This is a genomic window from Pseudomonas sp. H2_A10 (assembly GCF_054680085.1).
Genome location: NZ_CP162821.1, coordinates 699116 through 721927, shown reverse-complemented (window position 1 = coordinate 721927; position 22812 = coordinate 699116). Strand labels below are relative to the sequence as shown.

Annotated in this window: 21 protein-coding genes; 10 read left to right on the top strand and 11 right to left on the bottom strand. The window is 56.1% G+C overall.

Annotated features, from left to right (window positions below):
- Nucleotides 1-8 precede the first annotated feature (8 nt).
- Together AB4O23_RS03235 and AB4O23_RS03230 are read left to right on the top strand one after the other, a co-directional pair.
- Nucleotides 9-371, top strand: coding sequence for a DUF4810 domain-containing protein (locus AB4O23_RS03235; RefSeq protein WP_017526115.1), 363 nt, complete (start codon nucleotides 9-11; stop codon nucleotides 369-371).
- Nucleotides 368-1018, top strand: coding sequence for a DUF799 domain-containing protein (locus tag AB4O23_RS03230; protein ID WP_017526114.1), 651 nt, complete (start codon nucleotides 368-370; stop codon nucleotides 1016-1018). The genes AB4O23_RS03235 and AB4O23_RS03230 overlap by 4 nt, the downstream gene beginning before the upstream one ends.
- A gap of 54 nt (nucleotides 1019-1072) precedes the next feature.
- Here AB4O23_RS03230 and AB4O23_RS03225 read toward each other — a convergent pair whose 3' ends face one another.
- Nucleotides 1073-2275 carry a M10 family metallopeptidase C-terminal domain-containing protein gene (locus tag AB4O23_RS03225; protein WP_460062177.1) on the bottom strand — a complete coding sequence of 401 codons (1203 nt, stop codon included), beginning with the start codon at nucleotides 2273-2275 and terminating at the stop codon, nucleotides 1073-1075.
- 590 nt (nucleotides 2276-2865) lie between these two features.
- On the opposite strand from AB4O23_RS03225, the gene AB4O23_RS03220 reads away from it, so the two are divergent.
- The 3 genes from AB4O23_RS03220 to AB4O23_RS03210 are packed head-to-tail and all read left to right on the top strand — an operon-like array spanning nucleotide 2866 to nucleotide 5723.
- Complete coding sequence (locus tag AB4O23_RS03220; protein ID WP_135196965.1) at nucleotides 2866-4494, top strand: vWA domain-containing protein; 1629 nt, start codon at nucleotides 2866-2868, stop codon at nucleotides 4492-4494.
- A 54-nt stretch (nucleotides 4495-4548) separates the two neighbouring features.
- Nucleotides 4549-5121, top strand: a complete 573-nt coding sequence (locus AB4O23_RS03215; protein WP_065876845.1) for an RNA polymerase sigma factor — start codon at nucleotides 4549-4551, stop codon at nucleotides 5119-5121.
- Complete coding sequence (locus AB4O23_RS03210; RefSeq protein ID WP_460062171.1) at nucleotides 5118-5723, top strand: hypothetical protein; 606 nt, start codon at nucleotides 5118-5120, stop codon at nucleotides 5721-5723. Before AB4O23_RS03215 ends, AB4O23_RS03210 begins: the two co-directional genes overlap by 4 nt.
- A 46-nt stretch (nucleotides 5724-5769) precedes the next feature.
- Here AB4O23_RS03210 and AB4O23_RS03205 read toward each other — a convergent pair whose 3' ends face one another.
- Entirely contained in the window at nucleotides 5770-6801 is a 1032-nt protein-coding gene (locus AB4O23_RS03205; protein WP_065876843.1) for an SDR family oxidoreductase, read from the bottom strand.
- Between the two features lie 116 nt (nucleotides 6802-6917).
- On the opposite strand from AB4O23_RS03205, the gene AB4O23_RS03200 reads away from it, so the two are divergent.
- Complete coding sequence (locus tag AB4O23_RS03200) at nucleotides 6918-7784, top strand: LysR family transcriptional regulator (RefSeq protein ID WP_068936868.1); 867 nt, start codon at nucleotides 6918-6920, stop codon at nucleotides 7782-7784.
- Nucleotides 7785-7829: 45 nt separating this feature from the next.
- Here the strand turns inward: AB4O23_RS03200 and AB4O23_RS03195 are convergent, their stop codons facing one another.
- On the bottom strand, nucleotides 7830-8465 hold the full coding sequence (locus AB4O23_RS03195) for a LysE family translocator (protein WP_017526107.1): 636 nt from the start codon (nucleotides 8463-8465) through the stop codon (nucleotides 7830-7832).
- Nucleotides 8466-8835: 370 nt separating this feature from the next.
- On the opposite strand from AB4O23_RS03195, the gene AB4O23_RS03190 reads away from it, so the two are divergent.
- Nucleotides 8836-9900, top strand: a complete 1065-nt coding sequence (locus AB4O23_RS03190; RefSeq protein WP_223271488.1) for a 2,3-butanediol dehydrogenase — start codon at nucleotides 8836-8838, stop codon at nucleotides 9898-9900.
- 50 nt (nucleotides 9901-9950) lie between these two features.
- Here AB4O23_RS03190 and yddG read toward each other — a convergent pair whose 3' ends face one another.
- Together yddG and AB4O23_RS03180 are read right to left on the bottom strand one after the other, a co-directional pair.
- Entirely contained in the window at nucleotides 9951-10856 is a 906-nt protein-coding gene (gene yddG, locus AB4O23_RS03185; RefSeq protein ID WP_065876840.1) for an aromatic amino acid exporter YddG, read from the bottom strand.
- 104 nt (nucleotides 10857-10960) lie between these two features.
- Entirely contained in the window at nucleotides 10961-11737 is a 777-nt protein-coding gene (locus AB4O23_RS03180) for an AraC family transcriptional regulator (protein ID WP_065876839.1), read from the bottom strand.
- Between the two features lie 422 nt (nucleotides 11738-12159).
- Here AB4O23_RS03180 and AB4O23_RS03175 point away from each other — a divergent pair, with 422 nt between their 5' ends.
- On the top strand, nucleotides 12160-12603 hold the full coding sequence (locus tag AB4O23_RS03175; protein WP_065896187.1) for a hypothetical protein: 444 nt from the start codon (nucleotides 12160-12162) through the stop codon (nucleotides 12601-12603).
- Nucleotides 12604-13735: 1132 nt separating this feature from the next.
- Here the strand turns inward: AB4O23_RS03175 and AB4O23_RS03170 are convergent.
- From AB4O23_RS03170 to AB4O23_RS03155, 4 genes are all read right to left on the bottom strand, one after another.
- Nucleotides 13736-16681 carry a KAP family NTPase gene (locus AB4O23_RS03170; RefSeq protein WP_460062166.1) on the bottom strand — a complete coding sequence of 982 codons (2946 nt, stop codon included), beginning with the start codon at nucleotides 16679-16681 and terminating at the stop codon, nucleotides 13736-13738.
- Nucleotides 16682-16737: 56 nt separating this feature from the next.
- The gene (locus AB4O23_RS03165) at nucleotides 16738-17598 is read right to left on the bottom strand and encodes an SEC-C metal-binding domain-containing protein (RefSeq protein ID WP_065896185.1); all 861 of its coding nucleotides are present in this window, start codon (nucleotides 17596-17598) and stop codon (nucleotides 16738-16740) included.
- Nucleotides 17598-17990 (bottom strand): hypothetical protein, encoded by a 393-nt coding sequence (locus AB4O23_RS03160; RefSeq protein ID WP_065896184.1) that lies wholly within the window; start codon nucleotides 17988-17990, stop codon nucleotides 17598-17600. The genes AB4O23_RS03165 and AB4O23_RS03160 overlap by 1 nt, the downstream gene beginning before the upstream one ends.
- Before the next feature lie 297 nt (nucleotides 17991-18287).
- Nucleotides 18288-18503: a hypothetical protein gene (locus AB4O23_RS03155; RefSeq protein WP_176718017.1), complete on the bottom strand. Its 216-nt coding sequence runs from the start codon at nucleotides 18501-18503 to the stop codon at nucleotides 18288-18290.
- A 284-nt stretch (nucleotides 18504-18787) separates the two neighbouring features.
- Here AB4O23_RS03155 and AB4O23_RS03150 point away from each other — a divergent pair, with 284 nt between their 5' ends.
- Together AB4O23_RS03150 and AB4O23_RS03145 are read left to right on the top strand one after the other, a co-directional pair.
- The gene (locus AB4O23_RS03150) at nucleotides 18788-19687 is read left to right on the top strand and encodes a hypothetical protein (protein WP_065896182.1); all 900 of its coding nucleotides are present in this window, start codon (nucleotides 18788-18790) and stop codon (nucleotides 19685-19687) included.
- 145 nt (nucleotides 19688-19832) lie between these two features.
- Nucleotides 19833-21407, top strand: coding sequence for a hypothetical protein (locus tag AB4O23_RS03145; protein ID WP_460062162.1), 1575 nt, complete (start codon nucleotides 19833-19835; stop codon nucleotides 21405-21407).
- A 248-nt stretch (nucleotides 21408-21655) separates the two neighbouring features.
- Here AB4O23_RS03145 and AB4O23_RS03140 read toward each other — a convergent pair whose 3' ends face one another.
- The gene (locus AB4O23_RS03140; RefSeq protein ID WP_256097457.1) at nucleotides 21656-21865 is read right to left on the bottom strand and encodes a hypothetical protein; all 210 of its coding nucleotides are present in this window, start codon (nucleotides 21863-21865) and stop codon (nucleotides 21656-21658) included.
- Nucleotides 21866-21929: 64 nt separating this feature from the next.
- Nucleotides 21930-22772, bottom strand: a complete 843-nt coding sequence (locus tag AB4O23_RS03135) for a chromosome segregation protein SMC (protein WP_460062159.1) — start codon at nucleotides 22770-22772, stop codon at nucleotides 21930-21932.
- Nucleotides 22773-22812 lie beyond the last annotated feature (40 nt).

The window sequence follows — 22812 nt, the reverse complement described above, 5'->3', positions numbered from 1 at the left end:
GTACACGGATGAGCAAGGCAGTGAAGTTAGCGCTGACGCTGACAGCAATCGCGCTGGTGACCGGGTGCCAGTCGGCGCCCCCACCGCTGTACCAATGGGAAAGCTACCAGCCGCAGGTTTACGAGTACTTCAAGGGCGAGCCCAAGGAAGCGCAGGTCGAGGCGCTGGAGCGTGACCTGCAAAAGATCAACGCCAGTGGCCGCAAGGCGCCGCCGGGCTACCACGCCCACTTGGGCATGCTGTATCTGAGCATGGGCAAGGACGACCAGATGGTGCAGGAGTTTCGCACCGAGAAGGCACTGTTCCCTGAGTCCGCCGCGTACATGGACTTTCTGTTGAAAAACGCCAAAGCCGGAGTCGCCACCAAATGAGCCTGTTAAAACTCACCGGCGCCTTGCTGGCCCTGGCTCTGCTCGGCGGTTGCGCAGCGCCCAAGACCATTGATTACACGGCCTACAAACAGGCGCGGCCCAAGTCGATCCTGGTGTTGCCACCGATCAACGAGTCGCCGGAAGTGCAGGCGTCCTATAGCCTGGTTTCGCAAGTGACCTATCCGTTGGCCGAAGCCGGCTACTACGTGTTGCCGATTGCGCTGGTGGACGAAACCTTCCGCCAGAATGGTTTGACCACGGCCAACGATATCCAGGGCGTACCGCCGACCAAGCTGCATGACATCTTCGGCGCGGACGCGGCGTTGTACATCACCGTCAGCGAATACGGCACCAAGTACATGCTGATCTCCAGCGACACCGCCGTGACCGCTTCGGCCAAACTGGTCGACCTGCGCACCGGCACCACGCTGTGGACCGGCTCGGCACGGGCCTCCAGCGAAGAGGGCAACAATAACAGCGGCGGTCTGGTGGGCATGCTGATCACCGCAGCGGTCAAGCAGGTAATCAACAGCTCCACCGATGCGGCGCACCCGATTGCCGGTATCACCAGTGCTCGGCTGCTGTCGCCGGGGCAACGCGCCGGGATTCTGTACGGGCCGCGTAACCCCAAGTACGGCACCGACTGAGTTGCCGAACATGCGTTTGCCGGCCGCTGCCGGTCAGCAAACGCTGGCGCCCCGTCAGTTCACCAGAATGTCCTTCGGCCTGATCACTTGCGAGCTCTTGACCAGGAAGTCCGCAGATCGTTTGCCGGCAAGGTCTATGGCGACGAAGTAGCGATGGGTGCTGGGGTTGTAGCTCACGATTGTCTCGCCGGCACGCCCGGTGAATGCCGTCACGAGGGTAAGGCGCGCATTCGCCTTTTGCTCCAGGTCGCGCAGGTCCAGTTTGTCGATGCCGCTGGTGAAGTCCATGATTTCATCCGCGGCTTCAGGCGTGGAGTCGCTGGCGTGGTTATAGACGAATATGTCGGCGCCCCTGCCGCCGCGTAACTGGTCTGCGCCGAACCCACCCGTGAGCCGGTTATTGGCGTCGTTACCGATCATGACGTCATGACCGGAACCGCCGACGGCGTTTTCGATGGTGCAATCACGGGCGATAGAGACATTGCCCTGTAAGCCACCCACATCGGAGAACGAGCCGGCCCTGAGGTTGATGACCTGATTGTTGCCGTAACCCGAAACGTCCAGCGTGTCGTTGCCGGCGCCGTCCCAGATGCAAAAGGCGGCGCTATCCCGGTAGCTTGCGAGGGAGTAGTAATCTCGTCCGCTGTTGGAGTTGAAGCCGTAGGTGTTGTCTTCCCGCCGGGTTTGACGATTGGCGCCGTACAAGGTTTGAGCGGCGCTGATGTCGTCCATCATCGGGGCTTTTGGCTCACCCTCAAGCTGTTTGCCGCTGCTCCGCGCCTCGAAGTAACTCATGACGGTATGGGCTTTTGAGTCTTGTGCGTAGACGCGCTGATCCTCGGACGCGGTGAGGTTGTAGTGACCTGGATGCGTCAGGCCGAGGGTGTGGCCGATTTCATGGGTGAGAGTCGGGCGTTTCACGAAATGCGGGTTGAAAACGGTATCGCCGCTTTTGGAATGGCGCCCGGGAAAAAAGCCTTGGGCGGTCTTTTCGGTGTCTGAGATTTGAAACGACAACCGCCCCTCTGTCTGTGTGCCGTTTTCAGTGAACGCCAAGTTGGCGACATCCCCCCAGGACTGGATGGCGCGCCGGGCCTCTTGTTTTTGAGCCTCGTTGAAGCCGCCGGCGCCCTGCACAAAGCTGTAGGCGATTTCGGTCTGGCCGTTTCGGTTCCAGTCCTGCCACTTACCGGTTCCCTGGGTGAGCTGCTCAATGGCGCGCTGTTTGTAAAAGGACTGCTTGTTGATCCGGGCCACGTGCGGGTCGTCCAAGCGCTGGGTAGCGTCATAGTGGGCGGTTTGAGTGGCAGTGGTGGGCAGGTGGGTGCGGCGGTTTTGTGGGGCCGAGTGCTGCTGGGCCGAGCGCACATAGCGGTGCGGGGTCGAGGGCGCATGGAATGGCCGCAGGGTTGTCCGCGAGGCGGCCTGCCGGGAGGGCCGCTGAGCCGGCTGAGGGGTGGGGGTGTAGGGGTTAAAAGACGGTGTGGAATCTATTCTCAAGGTCGTGGTTCCGCTGGGTTATTTGCACCTGTCCATACGTGATAAAGCCCGCAAGCTTCCTTCTTGCAAGGGCAAAACTGCCAGTGCCAGCGAGAATTTCCAAAGGTGGATGTATGTCCGCATAAAACCTTTTTTGCGGCGTTCATGAGCGGTTGAACAGGGTGTTTGCGGGTGGGCGGCCCCGCCATTTCAGCGCTGACCCCCGTCACTGCCGGGCCGGCGACCATGGTTGGATGTGCTCGGTGCGACCCGCTCGGATTTTTCCAGATTCACCGTTGATTAACCCGAACACCTGACGCTTTGCGTCTGACCTTGTGAGCGAATCATTCACACATGAGGTTAAGCCAATGTCCCGTCCTCTTTCCCACCTGCGTCCTGCTGCCCAAGGCTTTGCCGTGACCCTACTGGTCGCTCTGGCCGGGTGTGGGCTGTCTTCATCGCCTGGCTTGGTCAAACCGGCCGAACCCACCCCAGTCGCCGAGCCGCAGCGCGCGCATGTCGAGGGCGCCTTGGTCAAGCGCATGGCCATGCCCGCACCGATGCAGTTGCAGGAGTCAGCCGCGATGGACTATCGCAGCGAGCCCCGTGAGCAATATGCCAACCTGCCGGACAACCCGGTGCATCGCGTTGCCGAAACGCCGGTCTCCACCTTCAGCGTCGATGTCGACACCGGCAGCTACGCCAACGTACGACGTTTCCTCAACGCAGGCCGCCTGCCGCCCGAAGGCGCTGTGCGATTGGAAGAAATGGTCAATTACTTCCCCTACCACTACGCATTGCCCACCGACGGTTCGCCGTTCGGCGTGACCACCGAAGTCGCGGCCACGCCGTGGAACCCGCGCACGCAACTGCTGCGCATCGGCATCAAGGCGTCCGAGCATGCCGTGGCCGAACTGGCGCCGGCCAACCTGGTGTTTCTGGTGGACGTGTCCGGCTCCATGGACCGGCGTGAAGGCTTGCCGCTGGTGCAAAGCACGCTGAAATTGCTGGTCGATCAACTGCGCGAGCAGGACCGCGTTTCTTTGGTGGTGTACGCCGGCGAATCCCGCGTGGTGCTGCCGCCCACCTCGGGCCGCGACAAGGCCAGGATCCGCAACGCCATTGATCAACTCACCGCCGGCGGCTCCACCGCAGGCGCATCCGGTATTCAACTGGCCTACCAGATGGCCCGCGAAGGTTTTATCGACAAGGGCATCAACCGCATCCTGCTGGCCACCGACGGCGACTTCAACGTGGGCGTCAGCGACTTCGACAGCCTCAAACAAATGGCCGTCGATCAGCGTAAAAGCGGTGTGTCGCTGACCACCCTCGGGTTCGGTGTGGATAACTACAACGAACACCTGATGGAGCAACTGGCCGATGCCGGCGACGGCAACTATGCCTACATCGACAATCTGCGCGAAGCGCGCAAGGTGCTGGTAGACCAGCTCAGCTCGACCCTCGCCGTGGTGGCGCGGGATGTGAAGTTGCAGGTGGAATTCAACCCGGCCCAGGTCAGCGAATACCGCTTGCTGGGTTATGAAAACCGCGCCTTGAAGCGTGAGGATTTCAACAACGACAAAGTGGATGCCGGCGAAATCGGCGCGGGGCATACGGTGACTGCGCTGTACGAAATTGTGCCGAAAGGAGAGAAGGGCTGGCTGGAGCCGCTGCGCTATGCCACCGCGCCGGCCGCTGAAGGTAAAACCGATGAGCTGGCGATGGTACGCGTGCGCTACAAGCCTGCCGCGGGTGGTGACAGCCGCTTGATCGAGCGGCCCGTGAGCGCCAAAAGCACCAAGGCCAGCGATGACCTGCGCTTCGCGGCTGCCGTGGCTGCTTTCGCGCAACAGCTCAAGGGTGACGGCCGCTACACTGGCGGCATGCGTTTGAACGACACCGCCGCGCTGGCCCGCTCGGCACGGGGCGACGACCCCTTTGGCCTGCGCAATGAATTCGTGCAACTGGTGGAATTGGCCCAAAGCCTGAAACACTGATCTGGACTATGACAATGATCCACTGTGGCTGACAGAAAGGAGTTCACCCATTAGATGGCCGTACCCGACGACCCACCCAGCGACGAATCCCTGCTGGCCCGCTACCGCACTGGCGACGCCGCTGCGTTCGAAGCCTTGTATGCGCGCCATCGCCAGGGCCTGTACCGTTTTCTCGTGTCTCTGTGCAACAAGGCCGAACTGGCCGAGGAAATCTATCAGGAAACCTGGCTCAGCCTGATCCGCAGCAGCACCCAGCCACAAGGCCGGGCGAGCTTTCGCACCTGGTTGTTCCAGATTGCCCGCAACCGCCTGATCGATCATTGGCGCAAGCACGGCGTCCACAACCCGTTGCACGACAGTTACGATGAACAACTGCACGCCCAGGCCGACGACAGCGCCGGCCCCGAGCAACAGTTGAGCCTGAGCCGCGACCAGGCGCGCCTCGACGCGGCCTTGCAAGACTTGCCCGAAGACCAGCGCGAAGTGTTCCTGCTGCGTCTGCATGCTGATCTTGAAGTGCCGCAAATCGCCGCGCTCACCCACACGCCGCTGGAAACCGTAAAAAGCCGCTTGCGCTACGCCCAGCAGAAATTGCGTCGCCTGCTGGCCGAGGAGGTACCTGTATGACTGACCCCCGACACACTCCCGACGACGAGCTGATCCAGCATTTTCGCCAGCACAGCACCGGCGAGCCGCCTGCGTCTCTCGACGCTTTCATTCTTAATGCCGCCCGCCGCGAAGCGCCTGCGCCGCAACCGAGCCTATGGCAACGCTGGCTGCACGCCTGCCAACGCCCGCGCTGGCAAATGGCGTTCGCCACCGTGGCCGGTTTGGCGCTGATGATCGGTGTGGTCATGCGTTCGCCAGTGCCACAGCCCAACATCCCCACCGCGACGTTCTCCGCTTTGCACGAAGACGCCGCACAGCCCGCACCACAAGCGTTTTCCGCACCGGCGCCGGCGCCCATGGCACGGATCGCCGCTGCGCCCAAGGCCGAAAGTGCGCCGGTACAGGCTGAAATTGCCGGCGCGCTGGCGGATCAGTCCGTGGCAAAAATGCGCAAGCGCGCGCCCGTTGCGCGGCCTTCGCTGGAGCAAGGGCTGCGGGAAATTATCCTATTGCGTGAGGCGGGCGACAGCAAAGCCGCGGATGAACAGTTACTGGCGTTGCACGCGCGCTTTCCCAACGAAGATCTGCCGGCACGCCTGGAGGCGTTGCAAAAGCGTTGAACCGGCGCCCACAGCAAAGCCCCAGGCCTGCCGACCTGGGGTTTTTTTATACTCCGCCGTGCTGCTGGTACCACGCCACCGTGTCAGTGACTGTTTGCTCCAGCGCGCGAAAACTCAGGCCAAGCTCCTCTTCGCTCTTGCGGTGGTTGAACGAAGTGCGGTGCTCCTCGCGTACCAACAACCGCAGGGTTGCCATGCTCAGCAAGATGGGTTTGCCGGTCAGGTAGGCATAGGTCTCTTGCACGGCGGCCAGCACGTACAGCGCGGGCAATGGCAGTTGCCGGGACGGTGTCTTGACGCCGGCGATGCGCCCCAGCAGCGGGATCAGTTGGCGCATGGTCAAGTTGCGGCCGGCGGCGAGATACCGTTCGCCGCGTCGTCCGTTCTGGGCGGCGGCAATGAGTGCCCAGGCCACATCGCGGGCGTCGACCAGCGAGAAGGTGCCGGGGATCAACCCCGGCAGTTTGCCGTTGATCACATCCTTGACCAACTGCCCCGAAGACGTCGGCCCACGGTCGCCAGGCCCCCACATCCAGCCGGGCAGTACCATGCATGCGTGCATCTGGGGATGGGTTTGCACAAACCTCAGCACCTCTCGCTCCGCGAGGATCTTGCTGCGGTAGTAGTCGTCCGCATCGGCTTCGGCGCGCAGGCATGTCTCGTCGATAGGTGTACCGGGCGCGCCATCGAGCACGGCAATCGAGGAGGTGTGGACAAAGCGTCTTACCCCCGCGTCATAGGCCTGCTGGAGCAGCGCTTGCGTGCCGGCGACGTTGATTCTTTCGAGCTCCTCCCAATGGCTGCCGCCCTTGTAGTTATCGCGAAAGAACGCCGCACAGTGAAACACCGTGTCGCAGCCCCGCATGGCCGCTGCGAAGGCGCCGACATCGGCCATGTCACCCACCACCCGTTCCACTTGCGGCAGGTCGCTGAACTGCTGCTCACCCTTGGACTGCGAGCGCACCAGCGCCTTGACCGCGTAGCCGCGCGCGACCAGCTCGCGTACCAGGTTGTTGCCCAGCAAGCCGGTGGCGCCGGTCACAAAGGTGCTGCGCAAGCGATGGGGGTTCGTGTTCATACAGGCCATACCCAGTGTTTAGAAGGCCGCTAGATATACCGCTGAGACCGCATGTGAAAAACGGCGACTGCTGCATAATGGCTTTGCATATTTGCAGACCAGGGATAAACACAGGTATGGCGTTGCAAGCAAATTGGGATGATCTTCGTCTGCTGTTGGCCGTGTCGCGACGGGGCAGCTTCCTGCAGGCCGGTCAGTTGCTGGGGGTGGCGGCGTCCACTGTGGCTCGGCGCTTGACCCAATTGGAAGCCGCCCTGGGTGAGCCTCTGGTTGAGCGCGGGGTCGAGGGCTGCCGGCTGACGTCGCGGGGGCAGTCTTTGGTGGACGTGGCGCTGGCGGCCGAAGCCGGCCTGCGCCGCCAGAGCCTGATTGAGAAGGACGGCGCGCAGGCGGCGCTGAGTGGCACGGTACTGATCAGTGCCGGCGAAGGTTTTTCGGCCTCGATACTGCAAGCGGCAGAGCGTTTTACCCGCTTGCATCCTGGCTGCACCGTGGAACTGCAGGTCACCACGGACTTCCACAAAATCGTGCGCGGCGTGGCCGACATCGCCGTGCGCACCGCGCATCTGGGCGAGCCGTCGTTGATCTATCGAGCGCTGGGCACGCTCGACTACGGCGTGTTCGCGGATGCCGCTTATCTACAGCGGTGCCCGGCACTCACCCCGGCCACGGCGGCCAGCATCGCCTTGCTGCCGCCGCTGGACCTATTGCCGCACATGCGCGCGGCGAAGGCGGCGGGGCTTGACCATGCCTTGATCCGCGTGAGTTCGTTCAACGTGCAGCTTGAATCGGTAAGGCGCGGCATGGGCGTGGCGGTGCTGCCGCGTATCCTGGCTGAGGGCCTGAGCGAGATTTTCGCGGAGATTGAACTGCCGCCCATGGACGTCTACCTGGTCACCCGGCCCCAGGCGTTGAAACAGGCGCATATCCACGCGTTCTTCACCCTGCTGGAGCAGGTGCTGCGCGAGGCCCTGGTAGCGTAGATAGACCTTTCTAAAGGCTCAAACGCCTCACTACAACAGCCTCTCTCAGCGCCTTGCGTCAATGATCATGCGCACGGCCAGGCCGGCCAGCACCGTGCCCATCAGCCAGCGCTGCACCCACTGCCATACCGGCCTACCCGCCAGGAACGCCGCGATGGAACCCGCCATGATCGCGATCACGGCATTGACGCTCACGCTGATCATGATCTGGGTAAAACCCAGCACGATGGATTGCGTCAGCACACTGCCGGGGCCGGTGGGGCTGATGAATTGGGGCAGCAACGACAGGTACATCACCGCGACTTTCGGGTTCAGCAGGTTGGTCACGAAGCCCATCATGAACAACTTGCGTGGCCCGTCGCGCGGCAGGTCCCGCACATGGAACGCCGAGCGCCCGCCCGGCCTCACCGCTTGCCAGGCCAGGTACAACAGGTAGAGCGCACCGCCGAGCCTGAGCGCGTCATACGCATAGGGCACCGCCATTAGCAGCGCGGTAATACCCAGCGCCGCGCAGAACATGTAAACGACAAACCCCAGCGCCACGCCGCCCAGCGAAATCAACCCGGCCAGCGGCCCTTGGCAGATCGACCGCGAAATCAGGTAGATCATGTTCGGGCCGGGCGTGAGCACCATCGCGAGGGAAATCAGACCATACGCCAGCAAGTTGGACAGTTCGGGCATAGGTTGACTCCTGGTGGGTACGCCGTTGCGCGGGTTGGATGCGCCTGATGGTAGGGCGGTCCAAGGGCAGGCGTTAGATACAGATGAGCGGACAAAACGTCATACAGGCGCGGTGGGCAGATTCAAACGTGAGACGCAACGTCTCAGCGTCTCGTGGCGGCCTCGCGTGGCCTGACATGGCGCGTCTCATTGGGCCGCGCCACCCGCCACCTTCGGCGGCCTATTCAAGCGCTCTAGGAAACGGCTGTTCAGGCACTCCAGCGGACCTGGCACCGGCCTTGCTCTGGCTCTGGCAACCTGCCCGATGCGCCGGTACCCACCGTTTCAAGGAGACTTCGCGATGAGCCTTTCGAACACCCCGCAACGCAACATGCGTGCCGCCGTCTGGCACGGCCGCCACGATATTCGCGTCGAAGACGTTCCGCTGCCCGATTCGCCTCCTGCCGGTTGGGTGCAGATCCGCGTGCAATGGTGCGGCATCTGCGGCTCCGATTTGCATGAATACGTGGCCGGCCCGGTGTTCATCCCGGTCGACGCCCCTCACCCGCTGACCGGTATCAAGGGCCAGTGCATTCTCGGCCATGAGTTCTGTGGCGAGATCGTCGAACTCGGCGCCGGTGTGCAAGGTTTCAGCGTCGGCGAACCGGTGGCGGCCGACGCCTGTCAGCATTGCGGCACCTGCTACTACTGCACCCACGGGCTGTACAACATCTGCGAGAACCTGGCCTTCACCGGCCTGATGAACAATGGCGCCTTCGCCGAACTGGTCAACGTGCCGGCCAACCTGCTGTACAAACTGCCGGCGAACTTCCCGGCCGAAGCCGGGGCACTCATCGAGCCACTGGCGGTGGGCATGCACGCCGTGAAAAAAGCCGGCAGCCTGCTCGGGCAAAACGTCGTGGTGGTAGGCGCCGGCACCATCGGCCTGTGCACCATCATGTGCGCCAAAGCGGCCGGGGCGGCGCAAGTGATTGCCCTGGAAATGTCCAGCGCCCGCAAGGCCAAGGCCAAGGAAGTGGGCGCGACCCACGTGCTCGACCCCAACCAGTGCGACGCCCTGGCCGAAGTCCGCCGACTCACCGGCGGGCTCGGCGCCGACGTCAGCTTCGAATGCATCGGCAATAAACACACAGCCAAACTCGCCATCGACCTGATCCGCAAAGCCGGCAAATGCGTACTGGTGGGCATCTTCGAAGAACCCAGCGAATTCAACTTTTTCGAACTGGTAGCGACAGAAAAACAAGTGCTGGGCGCACTGGCCTACAACGGCGAATTCGCGGATGTGATCGCATTTATCGCCGATGGCCGGCTGGATATCACGCCGCTGGTGACCGGGCGTATCCAGTTGGAGCAGATCGTGGGGCAGGGCTTCGAGGAACTGGTTAAAAACAAGGAACACAACGTGAAAATCATTGTGTCGCCGGCTCGGGTCTGAGGGGCGCAAGTGAGGCAGGATTCATTGTCTGCCTCCTTTGCCCGTCGAAATCACCCTGAGGTCGCGCGTGAGCGTGAAGTGGCGATGACCGCACCGCTGATGATCAACACTGCGGGAATCATCAGGATCGGCCTGGCATCGCTTTGCCCCATGGCAATCAGCAGCAGCGTGGAGAACAGCGGCGCCAGGTAAGACAGCGCGCCAAGCATCGACAGGTTGCCGTGCTTGGTCGCGTGGTCCCAGGCGAAAAAAGCCAGGCCGACCGGGCCCAGCCCCAGGCCGATGATTGCTCCCCACTGGCCTGGGTCCGGCCGCACCGTGGTTTCGAAAGCCAGATGGCAGAGCCCTCCGGCTACCGCCACCAGCCCGCAAATCCCCCCGATGATGCTGCTCGGAACATGGCTGAAGCGCCGATTGAACACCGAATAGATCGCCCAGACCCAGGCGCAGGCAAAGGCAGCGGCGTAACCCATCACCGGCATCGACGCACTGTCATTCCGCGCCCGCAACTGCATGATGAAGGCCGTCCCCGCTAAGCCGAGCAAAGCGCCGAGCAACTGGCGCTTGCGCAACGATTCGCCGGTGGCAAAGCTCGACAACAGCACGATCAACAGCGGCCACAAAAAAGCAATCAGACTGGCTTCCGCCGCAGGTGCGGCTTTCAGGGCAAAGAAATACAACGCGTGATAAACGAAGATACCCGCAAACCCAGTTGCCCACACCGGCCAGGGCTGGCGCCAACTGCTGAACCCGGCAGCGCCACGCAGCCCCAGCATGCACAGGCTGGTCACGAACGCGACCGCGAAGCTCGACGCCAACAACTGAAAGGCCGGGATCCCGGCGGTCAAGGTGGTCAGGAGCGCCAAAGACGCCCACAAAAACACGGCAATCACCCCAATCAGCGTCGCACCGACGGCGCCCTTGGCAAGAGTGATGGATGGGTTGGAAGTGCTCATGCAAACCCCTCTGCGGATAAACCTCAAGCGGGAACAATAGAAAGCTCAGGCGAGCGAGTATTGATCAGACCCGCCAAAAAATTGTTCAGGGCTGCTATTTTTTTTCAGTGGTGTCGCGCTTGTTTACGCACAGCGGCCGGCGTCATGCCGCGCGCTTTCTTCAGCGCATGGGTTAACGCACTCTGGTCGGCGTATCCGGCGCGATGCGCAATATCAATGATCGACAAAGACGTCTGGCGCAGCAGGTCAACGGCCAGATTCAAGCGCAAATTCGCGATATGCGCGAACGGGGTTGTATGCAGATGCTGCCCAAACAACACATATAATCGCCGTTCGCTGGTGCCCGCATAGCGCGCAATATCACGCACTGTCAGAGCGTTGCCCAGGTGCTGCTCGCTATAGGCCAACGCCTTCGCGAGAATAAGCTGCCCAAGGTCATTCGGCGCCACGTCGGGCTGTAGCAAAGAGTCCAACAGCAACCGACTCCATGACTCGGCCATCGCTAGTGAACCGATCAACCGTGCCCCGTTGCTGCTGGCGTAATCGAGCAAATGCCGTATATCCGGCCTGACCGCAAAAAAGCGCTTGTCATTGAGCAGGTCAAATTCCGCGGCAGCGCTTTTATGCGCTTCGCCACGGTCAGTGGGCACATCCACCACCAGGAAACTGTTATGGGTGTCGGCCAGAAAGGTATGCCGGGAGCCCGCAGAAATCACCACGCCCTGGCTGGCATCGACCTTGCCACCTCGCCCGTCGACTTCAATCTCCATCGACCCGGATTGGGAGAGCACTATTTGATGGAAGTCATGCTGGTGAAGCTCGACCTGACCGGAGTAGGAGCGTAGCCAGAGAGCGAAGGGTTGGGGGTTGGGGGTGCTCATCCGTGGGGGCTCCGGAGGGTGAGGGGGTATCGTACGTTAGTGGTTTGTTTGGATGCCAGGCTATCGTTGGGTGGGATTTGTGGAGGGGAGGTAATGGGGAGCTGCAGAAACAAGAAAGCCCGCACGGGGCGGGCTTCTTGAGGGGTTTCGTAGACTGTCTGAGACAGCCCGAGACTGCTATATGGTGCCCCGGCGTCGTTTGAACTGGGTTGTAAAGTGCCAGGATTTGCTGGGCTTTGTAGGTCCTGTTTCGGTTAGGCATACACGTGGGCATACACGAGGCTAACTGCTAGAGCCACAAAATGCGGTTTCTGTGAGAATTCATTGGTCGCCCACAACGGTGCGGCAGGACAGAAGTGGCATTCTGCTGCTATACATCACGTCAGCATATTCGATGCCTCGGCAAATAAAAGGAGTTAACGATGAAGGTTCTTGCAGGGCTGGTTGGCGGTTTAATATTAGCCATTCTTCTTTCGATGGTCGTAGCCATCGCCGGAGCGGCTTCGCCAGGGGCTGGCGGTGCGACAGGCGCGATTGTGTTCTTCGTCGCATGGATCATTGCACTAGTCGTAGCGATTTATGCTCCCACTCCTGGCAAAGCATGGCGTCGACTTCTAGTGACCTCGGGCATCGCTGCATTCATGCTCCCCTTGTCCGGTATTATTTTCACCGGTAGCCATATCGCTACCAATGTCAGTGGCGCCCACTCAGGTGCAGAAACGGCGGGAGCGGCCATCGGTGGCACTTTGGTGAGTGGCTTTCTAGGATTTGTTGGCTTCTTCCTCGGAGTGATCCTGCTCGTCATCGGCTTGTTGGTGGGTCGAGATAAGCAGATCGTCTACATTCAATCTCCACCAAATTCCTAAGCGCATTCATCTGGATAGCGACCCCAAAGACCTTCCCTTCACCTGGTATCGATCTTTCGTAGCGATACCCGTCGGAGTTTCGTGGCCGATAAGCGCTGGGGACCCTGGTGATTTACTAGCAGTACGGGGCATGAAACCCGCGGGATCGTGGTAGCGGCAACCACACCAGCTTACTGAAATTTCAATGTTGAAATTGAAAGGATCTTGAAGAAAAAGGGCATCGTTACCGTATGGGTAACGGTACTCGCAGACGGCTAAAAGGGTAGGGCATATGCACAGGTGAACTGGAGTTCACCAGGTTCATCTGTTCACTAAGCTGGTGCCCTCCCGCTAACACGATCCGGCGGGTTTCCTACCCCGTATCTTCAAGAATGCGCTAGGGCCCCCACTATCCAACTAAAGCCAAGAGCATGATCGACCTCGCTTCGCTGGAGGAGCAATACTAATGGGGCTAGCGGGATACCCTAACAAACCGTGTTACGGATGTTACGCGTGTTACGTTATTATTTAAGTCTATGATTTTAAATGGTTTTTATTGCGTTACACAGCTCTGACTGGTTTGCCGATATGCGTGTTACACCGCAAATAGGTGTTACATCAATGATGCTCTGGAGCAGCGGTTTGTGATGATTGAGGCGGGAGGTCATCGACTTAGGGGCTTTCGCCTATAAGGGCAGCTACCTGCCAGAAGCAGCCGTTTGCCCACATCGGTTGATGCCAATGATGGATTGGACACGGTAATTTCCAACACTAAGAGATGTATCGCTCAGACCGCTAAACCCCTTCTTTCTATAGAAATTCTTAAGCGACGGGTGATTGCTTCCTGCCTAGAGCAATGCAGGTACTTTGCTTTATTTTTGCTACGGGGGCTAGGCGGCCCTAGTATGGATTGCACAGCTGTACGCTCACAAGGCCGTCAAGCATGCAGTCTATGGAAGCTCGCTAACGAAAAGGGCCTGAAGGCCTCTTTTAGCTTACAGCGTCCTGCCGTCTGACCACATCCTCTAGCCGCTCGGGCCAAGAGGTCCGGTAGGTTGGGAATATGTACAAGCGTTGGAAAGATGCCCACTACAGCGGCCAGGTCAATGACCGCTGGTTCTGTTCCGCCGAGGCCGAGTCGCTGTGCTATTTGTTAGTCCAGATATGCTGGCTCTCTCTCATCGACAATTCCGTCAAGGACTTTGAATACCCCATTCAAATCGTCGGTATAGGAAGCGACATAGTTTGACGTCACTACCTTCCGGTTGGGGGTTTCTTCAGCTTTTGCACGGACCAAAGCCCCATGCTCTTTCCAATAACAGGCAAAGCTCTCAATATCGAAGCATCCGATTAAACCGCTTCTGGCTGCCACGAAGCCATCACCTGGCGTTCCCTCGAAATATGAGTTACTGAGGTGGGAGAGGCAATAATCAAGGAAGTGATAGGCGTTATCTTCATCAACCTTGGGGTTGAAGCAAAAACCGAATACGTAACTAACAATTATTCTTGATATGCCGTGATTGTCCTCAACACCTGATTCATCGTAGTAACCACAACCGACTCCAGAGCCATTCGCGCCTTTGCTATTGCATAGCTGGTATATCACAAAACCTTTTACGCCTGAGCGGCTGGCAAGTATGTTGCTGGCAATTTCATTTTTAATGCTTGGCTCATTTCTATGAGTGAGCAAAAGTCCCGTCGTGTCAAAGTTTTCTACTGGAATCGCATCAACTGCAGCGTAAAAATTAACTTTCCTATCAATGTAGTCGGCTTTGAATTTGGCAAAGATTATTTGGGAGATTTTTCTCATTCCCATGATTGCCAATCTTGCCACCGCGCCTGAGGTTTCTGCGTCCGGGTGATCAAACACTATGAGTGCTTTGTGAAGATTATGCAGTTGGCCTTGGCGATCTGCCGAGCATTGGAGCCGAAATAGCATTAAGTCATTCCACCCCAACGCACCTCGATCATCGCTGGCAAGTCGATCAATCAGGCCTTTATTTTTGTACTCTTCCTCGCCAAAAATTCGTTGAGCTATCTCTCTCACATTTTCATTAGAGTTTTCAAAACGATTGCCGCCCGTTCTACTCCATCCAGCTCGATCTAAAAGCCTCAAGAGTGCGTAGATAGATCTATGCCGTAGGCTCCCGTCGGATCGGCCGATAGATGCATATCGGGGGAGGTATTCAACCAAGGTGTTAATGGCATCTTCGGCTGCAATATCGTTGAAGTTGGAGGAGCTATTTACGAGCAGTCTCCAGAACTGATCATGGGCTCGCTCATGAACAGGTAGATAGAAGTTTTTTGACGATAGGATAGTCTCAACTTTTTCATCATTTATAACTGCGTTAACAGCTTGTTGGTACAGGGCGAAGGTATCCTGGGGCTCAGGAGTGGCAAATCTTACAATAAGCTTGAGGTAGTTTTCTAGATTGCGTGATTCTTCATGGTTAAAGCATGCGCGACTGGCTCGTACTGATAGCTCTATGTCGGCGCGTGGCGGGAGTTCTAGAGTTTCTGCGTCGAAGAGCTGACGTAGCAGGAAAGCTTGAGCTGGCTCATTTTCTAATTGTCCCGAGAACTCTGGTGAGTTTATGAAGTAGTCTGATTTAGGATTTCTCTTCAATGAGAAGCGGCCGGATCTACCTTCTGTTTCTTCTGCATAAATTAGCCTGAAGGTGCCTGGGTAGAATAAATGTAGCAATATGAGGTTAATGAGGTCGACCTTGTTGAAGTCTGTGCGTGATAGGTCGCTGCGCTCCATTTGTAGAATAAGCAAGGCGTTCACGAAACGTTTTACCTTTCGAAGATTCCCAACAAAAGGCAAATAGCTAGCAGCGTTATCCCCCTCAAGAATATTCGCAAGCTCGCTGAGCACAGCGCCAAGCTGTACCATTGTGTCAGAAGGCACCGATGCAAGTTCCTGCTCTTTATTACGCCAATCCCTCGTCAGGAAATTCCGTATGGAATTGCTATCGACAAATAAGCTGAACTTCACAGTGACGAATTTTTCTAGGAACTCACGTGCGCGCGAGGTCTCCTCCTGCACTCCTGCTAGAATTTCAGTGTCGTAGCAAAGTATGAAGGTTGCTTGTGATAATTTGAATGTTCTGCGGGTTGCGAACAAAATAGAATTGGCGGTTTTTGCATCTAGGCGGTCAAGATCATCAATGACGATAATAATGCGTCGGCCTATTCTTCGAAGCACATCGTCAATGTCATCTAAAAGTTCATCAAGGGTTTCTTGTGATGGTTCGACAGCGAGCTTGAATCCCAAGAAGGATATATCTGCTTTGCCTTTGATTAGGCGTGAATACCGCGTAGCGGCCGGCCGGAATTCCGGAGCGTAGGCTTCTTTCTGAATAGTTGCCGATAGTTCCTTGATTAACCTATCCGTAAGATCTGGCTCAGAAGCAAAACGGAGTGGTTCGAAGCGGCATACAATTACTTCATTAGAATGTTTTTCCCAGTGGCGGGCTGCCAGGTTTATGAAGCTCGTTTTACCTACGCCCCAGGGCCCATCAATGCCAAATACTAGGCCTGGGTGCGCTTTACTTGCCATCACGGTTTTCGCGAATGATTCAGCTTGAGAATCAGAGCCTAATGCATCTTCATTCTTCTGCTGTATTTCATCGTCTGCTAAAAAATATAGCTGGGAAGTGTCTTTTTGGGTGTCGGCGAGATAGGCTTGAACTAATGGTGATATTAATATTGTGCAGAGCAGCGCCAGAATCGCTGGTGTCCAGTACGGATCGGCACCTTGGATAACCTTGTGGAATATTTCAAGCTTCGAAGAAAGGAGTTCGTTAACACATGCGCCGACTATGGTTGCTAAAAGTAGATCAACTCTACCGCTGCGAACGATGCGAGCAGCATGTGATAATCCTCCTCGCTTTAATATATATAGAAAGCAAGTCAACGCTATGCATAGGACGAATGAGGCTCTAGTACAGAAATTCACATTGATCAATTTCGGGGCAAAGTTATCACCTAGATAGGATGATACCCTCCAGACTTCTGCTATCAGAAATCCAACTGCTAATGCTCGAAGAAACACCATAAATTCTGGCATCTTCATCTCTGGCTTCGCCTTGGCCATCTTTACTCCTAGTGTTTCATTGTGCAGATTTTGCGCTGCGGTAGATTTTTGTCCGGTTAAAACTGGGATGTTTGGCTTTCAAAAAACGCCTCGAGAGAGATATCCATGTGGAGATGAGGGATTTGCTCTGATTTTATGCAGCATTTTTTGTATTTTTTTCCGCTTCCGCAATAGCATGGTGAGTTTCGCGGGGCTCTTTGATGGTCTGGATCGATGCGGATTTTTTCAATGAGGTGGACTTGCGCGAAGCTCAATGGGCAGCATTTTTTTGCGTTGAACTCTAGAACCAATAATCGGAGGAGGTTGAATTCTTGCCTAGAGTCGTCTGGTGCTAAGACCAGACGTTTGTTCTTTGGGTTGGTAACAATCGCTAGATGGTCGATGGTTTTTATGTTTCGAGCAATGGCGATTGCCATTTCCCCTGAATATAGCTGGCCTTTAACATGTGGACACTTATCACTATCAATGTTCTGAGAGCAAAGGCTGCACTCAAATTTCTCAATAATAAAACCGCAGCTTGAGAAATATTTGTAAGGGTAAACTTTCTCTATGGAGAGTAGTTGTCGAGTCAGGAACTGAAGAGTTTTGTTCTCTTGTTTATAAAATCCCTTGAGTTGACGTAAGTAGTCCAAAGTGTCCTGAAGTTTGCACCAAGAATCGTAATATTTCTCTGACTCAACACACTTCCAGTACGAAGCTAGGCTTTTAAGTAGTTCGAAGAATACGTGATATATAAAACAATTGTTTTTTGTCGGGTCCTCGGTTGTGCCGGTTTTATATTCGTTGATTTCAGTCTGCGCCTCGCCCACTAGCTTAAGCGCATCGTCATAATTCCTGCTAGAAATGTGTATTAGGATTTCTATAATAGTCTTTTGAATACTGGGCAGCTCGGTGACAAGAAGGTTTAGCCCGTACATTAAGGTGATTCCATAAACTTGTTAAGGTCAAATTTTTTTACGCTTGCCTTCAATGCATCTGTGGTTCCCTTGAAATTGAATTCCTTTGTTACAGATCCATCTTGATAGAAAGCGCTTAGCTGGACTTCATCAGACTCACCATCCAAGCGGTTACTGGTGTAGGTCTCTAAATATTGGACTACAAGCGCGAGATAGTTTTGCAAGGACATATCGCTGGCTAGGCTAACCAAGGGCATGATGTATGAGTAGTCGTGGAGATCAAATATCGTCGCATCCTTTGGCGTTTCTACCTCAATCTCAGGATGGTTCATATTGAGCCACTTTTTGAAAGGGCCTGCCTCAACGGCAAGAGCCCCTTCATAACCTCGATCGGTCATAAATTCAATTTTCATATACAGGCCCCATCTTTGGATTAATCAAGCTGGAATCTCTCCATTTATTAGGCGGAAATTAAGACTTGATGTGGATGTGATCGTAGTTCTCGATTAGAGCTGTGGGTCATATTCCTTGCTTCAAAACCAGTCTCACTTATCCCAGGCATCGAATCCTTGCGTCCCTTCCTGACTGCAAAATGCTACTACGTAAAGAGGGTTTGTGAAATCATGCCCAACGAAAGCTGATATCCGCGAAAATCATCAGTGGCGCGTTGTGCCTTCTTGGATCGGCGACTCGGGTGCAGCCGCAACCGATCAGCCGCTGGTGTAAACTGGTGCTGCATTGGAGTTGTCGGCTAATCCAATCAGAGGCCCCTTTTTGGCGGGAGATGATGCCCGACGATCGAGTGCTACTGGCCGATTGCTGCCCGCCATAAACGGCAGAAATCGGCCGATTCTGTTGAAAAAGTCGCCCATGGTATCCACGGCAGAAAAGTACGCGCTTGAGATTGAAATCTTTACTTTGAGCATAGGGTTCCGGGCTCAGATTTCGCGTAGCTGCGCGCAAAAAAGGCATGTTCAGCAGTCAGTACTTGCACAGCCTGAAAGGACCGACTTTTTCAACACAATCGGCCAAAAGCGGACGATCACTATTTAAGAAATCCGGGGCGATTCAAACGGCCGATTGTAGCCATTGGTTGCTCCACGATTCTTTACCTGTCATTGCTTTACTGGCGAATCAGTGTTGGGGCAGCCACGGTGCGACTTAGTATCATCCTAATGCGTACCTACCCACATCCTCGGAGCTAATTCACATGGACATGATCCGGTTCAACGATTTTTACCTCCGCCTCTACGGAGCCAATCTTGAGCAGGATGGCAAGGCCTTGTTGGGCGAGTTCTATGCCCTCTGGCGCGAGGCGGAAACCTCCGGAGTGGACGCCGATACGCTTGTAGATGACGCAAAGAACTGCCTCCATCGGGTTGCGTCTACTGATTTGTTTGTCCTGGCGGCCTGCGACTGGATTGGTGACAAAGGCCACCACAGGCTGAGCAAAGCGTTGGTGCACGAAGTCAGCGTCCAGTACCTCCAACATCCCAAGTTGGTGAGGTTCTCGCTGTTAGGGGCCACAGAGGCATCCACCAGCGCAGTGGCCCGCAGATTGTGTGCCCTGAACGTTTCTGTACCAGTATCACTTGGTTGGGTGTTGAGTTTGAACGAAGACCTGCCCCCAAGCCCTCTGATTTCTGCAACGACCAGTGTGGTGATCGATTTTTTGGCGACAGAGTACCCAGCCACCTGCAAACGTCTCCTTGAAGCAGAGCCGTCACCGTTTACCAAGTCAACTCCCGCCAAGCATCTGGGCGAAAGGCTGTCCGCCGAAAGCAGCGCCTTGGACGCCCTGCCCCACCTCACTGAGCTACAGATGTCATCGGAAATGCGGCGGAGCTTCAGCTACCTTCGTCGGAGTGAGAATCGGGCGGTGACGGAGAAGGCCCACGTCGGATCCCTGTTCGAAATGTTCATGACCGCGCAGCATTTCAAGTATTCCAACCAAGTATCAGTGGAGCATCAGAACGATCACGAGGCCGTCGAGACGATGATTCCCATGTTCACGCAGGAAATGAGTATGGAATTGCCTCAGACCTGGATTGCCGACCCGTTGCTGTATGACCAGAAGATCATGAGCCTATGGAAGGAAGCTGACCAATGAGCATCCAACTGGTTCTCTCACACTACCTTTCAGGGCTTCGCGAGCGCGATGAGCTGGATGCACTCCTTCCAGAGCTTCTCCAAGCGATGGGGCATTCCGTGCACAGTCGTGCTCAGATTGGCGTGAATCAGGGGGGGTAGACGTCATGTCCACCAAGGAGGATGCTCAGGGGCAGAAGGAAGTTTTCCTGTTCATCATCAAATTTGGCAATGTGAACCGGAACGACTTCTATGGCACTCAGCAGGCGATCTCGCCCTCCATCCGCCAAGCGTACACCGAGTACGTCCGGAATCGGCTGCAAGAGCCTCTGCGGGGGCTAAAAAAGCGAATCGTCCTGGTTTCAAACGGCATTCTCAAGCAAGACGCACAGTCAGATTATTCGGCAATCTCGAAAGAGGTGGCCGAATTCTCGCCTCTTTGCTCGCTGGATTTCTGGGGCATGGATCAGTTGAGTCCCTACATCGAGGAGTACCTCTTTGACGATGCCTTGCTGCTCGGAAAAGGAAAATCCGACCTGAGGGCAGCCTTGGCCGGGCTTGAAGATACGCAGGCTTCATTCTCCAGGTTCATTCGGTTTGTTGATGACTGCATGGCCGCTCTTGAGGATGACAAAGACGTATCAGAAAATACGCGTGCTAACCGATTCCACAAGCGAGCCGCGGCGGCGGGCATGGGGTGGGCTGTGCTTCTTGTATGGGGCGAAACTGAGGGTAATCAGAAACCAGGCGTGCTCGCAGGTGAGTACCTTTTACTACGCCTCTGGAGCGAATCTATAACGCTTGGCCTGCAGACCGACACTCAGTTCCTCAAACGTTTCGAAACGCTTGCGCGGCTCCATGCGAACGCCTTGTTACGGTACTACGAGCGCGTAATGCCGTCACTTCTGAACCGCAGACGCATGCTCCGTTACCGCCCCGATCAGGTGCTCTACATCGATTTGATTTGCGATGAGCTTGGCCGGTTGGGCACCACACTGCTGTTGCTTCAATCCCTGAAGGTCGATACCGCAACTCTCCGAGCCATGCACGGGTGCCTAGTGTCCTTCATCAACGCGCACAACGGATGCTTGCTACCCGTCTATGACGGACAAGCCATTGACCTTTCGATAGCCATGACCGCGATCATGTCCGTGGGTGATGCGGCCAACACCCAACTCATTGTGCGTGAGTGCATTGAACGCTTTGATGCCGCTCTGCATCTGAACAGGATCATGCCGGTTGATACAGATGATCTTGAAGATGCCATGGCCCTGTTCTCCGGGAAAGAAACTCAAAGAGGTCGATTCTTCAAAACCACGACTTTGGTGCCGTTCCTAGGAACCATGGCTGCACTGCTGGGCGACCAGAAAGCCCTTGATCAATTGACTGCGGAGATTGTGCCAAATCTTGAAGGGGTGACTAAGGAAAGGTGGTTCCCCCAAAAGAAACTGCAGACGCTGACGGGTTCCGATGCCTATATGAATGCCATTGGCATATCACGTGCCCTGATTGGCTTTCGGCAGACGCCAGCTGATGAGGTTGAGGCTTCTGTGAAGGTGCCGAGCCAGGCTGCCTCCCCAGAGGATTTCGCGTGGCACAACACCACCTGGGAAGTGCTTATTGCGATCTCAGCTAGGTTGCATCGCCATCCTTTGCCTACCTGGTACGTTGCGAAGCTTGCCAAAGTACATCTGTCGCTTTGGCCGCACTCACCTGATCAACCTGACCCTCTTCATCGATGAAGAGGGCTAATGCACCGCCAGACGAGCCGTGAGTTAGACAATTTATAGCATTGGGTACATGTGTATTCCAATAAGGTTGCCCACACTATTCCAGTGTGAACCGTCCCTAGTTTCAGAGACCGTCCGTTTCTGGCCGAAAGCGTTCATAAGCCCACAGCCGGCAGAGATCAGAAACCGAAAAATCTGAAGCCTCGCTTGTAATGGGGGGATCTAACGAAGCGGAAGCTGCTTAAGCTTCCGCTTCTTCATCAACCGCCCTTTCTTTTGAGCTGGTAGTCTATGAAAGCAAGCTCTGCCTCAATTGCATCAATCGTGAGCGTCTCAACCTTGGTGCCTTTGTTTTCTCTTGCGTTGAGCTTTTTCACTCCAGCCATCCCGACAATTATCCCGTTCAAATGCAGCTTTCGGGCCTTTAGGTAATCAGGCATCTGAGCATTGTTCAGTGGTGGTTTATTCATGGTTAGACCCATGGTAGGCCCGAAACAGCCTGCCTTTCTCAGGCTGCTTCAGGGAAGGTTCATGCTAGGCCGCCAGTAGGTCAATCAGGCTGTGTTGGCGAGCGCGATCTGCTAGTTCATTCCAGGTCCAACTTCCAAAGCGCTCTCCCTGTTCAGGGATATCCAGCTTCATCAATGCAACCGGGTCTCGATTGATCAGGTCGCGTGCGGCCCACAACCTACCGCCTGTTTCCAGCAGCGCTTTCGCGGCCTCATTCCACTTTTCTTCTAATACCGTGTTTGCCAGATGTGCTGCTTCTTTTTCAATCTTGGCATGTTCTTTTTGTGCCTCCGTAATGTGCTGATCAATCGTCACCAGCTCCTGCTCCAGGGCGGTGATGAGCAGTTGTTGGCGGCGGTGATGCTCAGCCGCAGTCGTGAGGTTTTTTGCAGCCTTTTGGGCTTCCGCATTAGCGGCTTTCTCGCCCTCTACATCGCCCCAGGCGACAGCCTGTGCATAAGCGGTGGCTGCGTCCGTTTCAGCTTGTCGAGCTTTTACCATGTCTTCCTGATCGCTCTGGCGGACCTGCTGCAACCGGGTCTCGATGCTGCTGCGCTTTTCGTTGAGTTCCATCTCGTCGGCTTTCCAGCTCGCCATATCGCTGAGATAGCCCGCAGCCAAGCTCTCACGGTTTGCCAAGGTCTCTAGGCGATGAATCTTTTGATTCAGGTTGCTGATCTCCAGTTTTCGCGAGTCGATGCGTCTTTTGTGATCGTTGATTTCATCCTGCACGGCTCGTTGACGGCCCTGCTGGATGACCTCTGGGGTTTCCAGCGCCTCTTCGAAGGGAGCAAGGTCACCCTCAATGCTCTCAACTTCGAGTGTCAGTTGGTCGCGGCGGTCTTTCAATTCTTGGATAGTGTTCATTCGTATTGTCTCTGGGTATTGCGGTTGATAGGGATGGTTG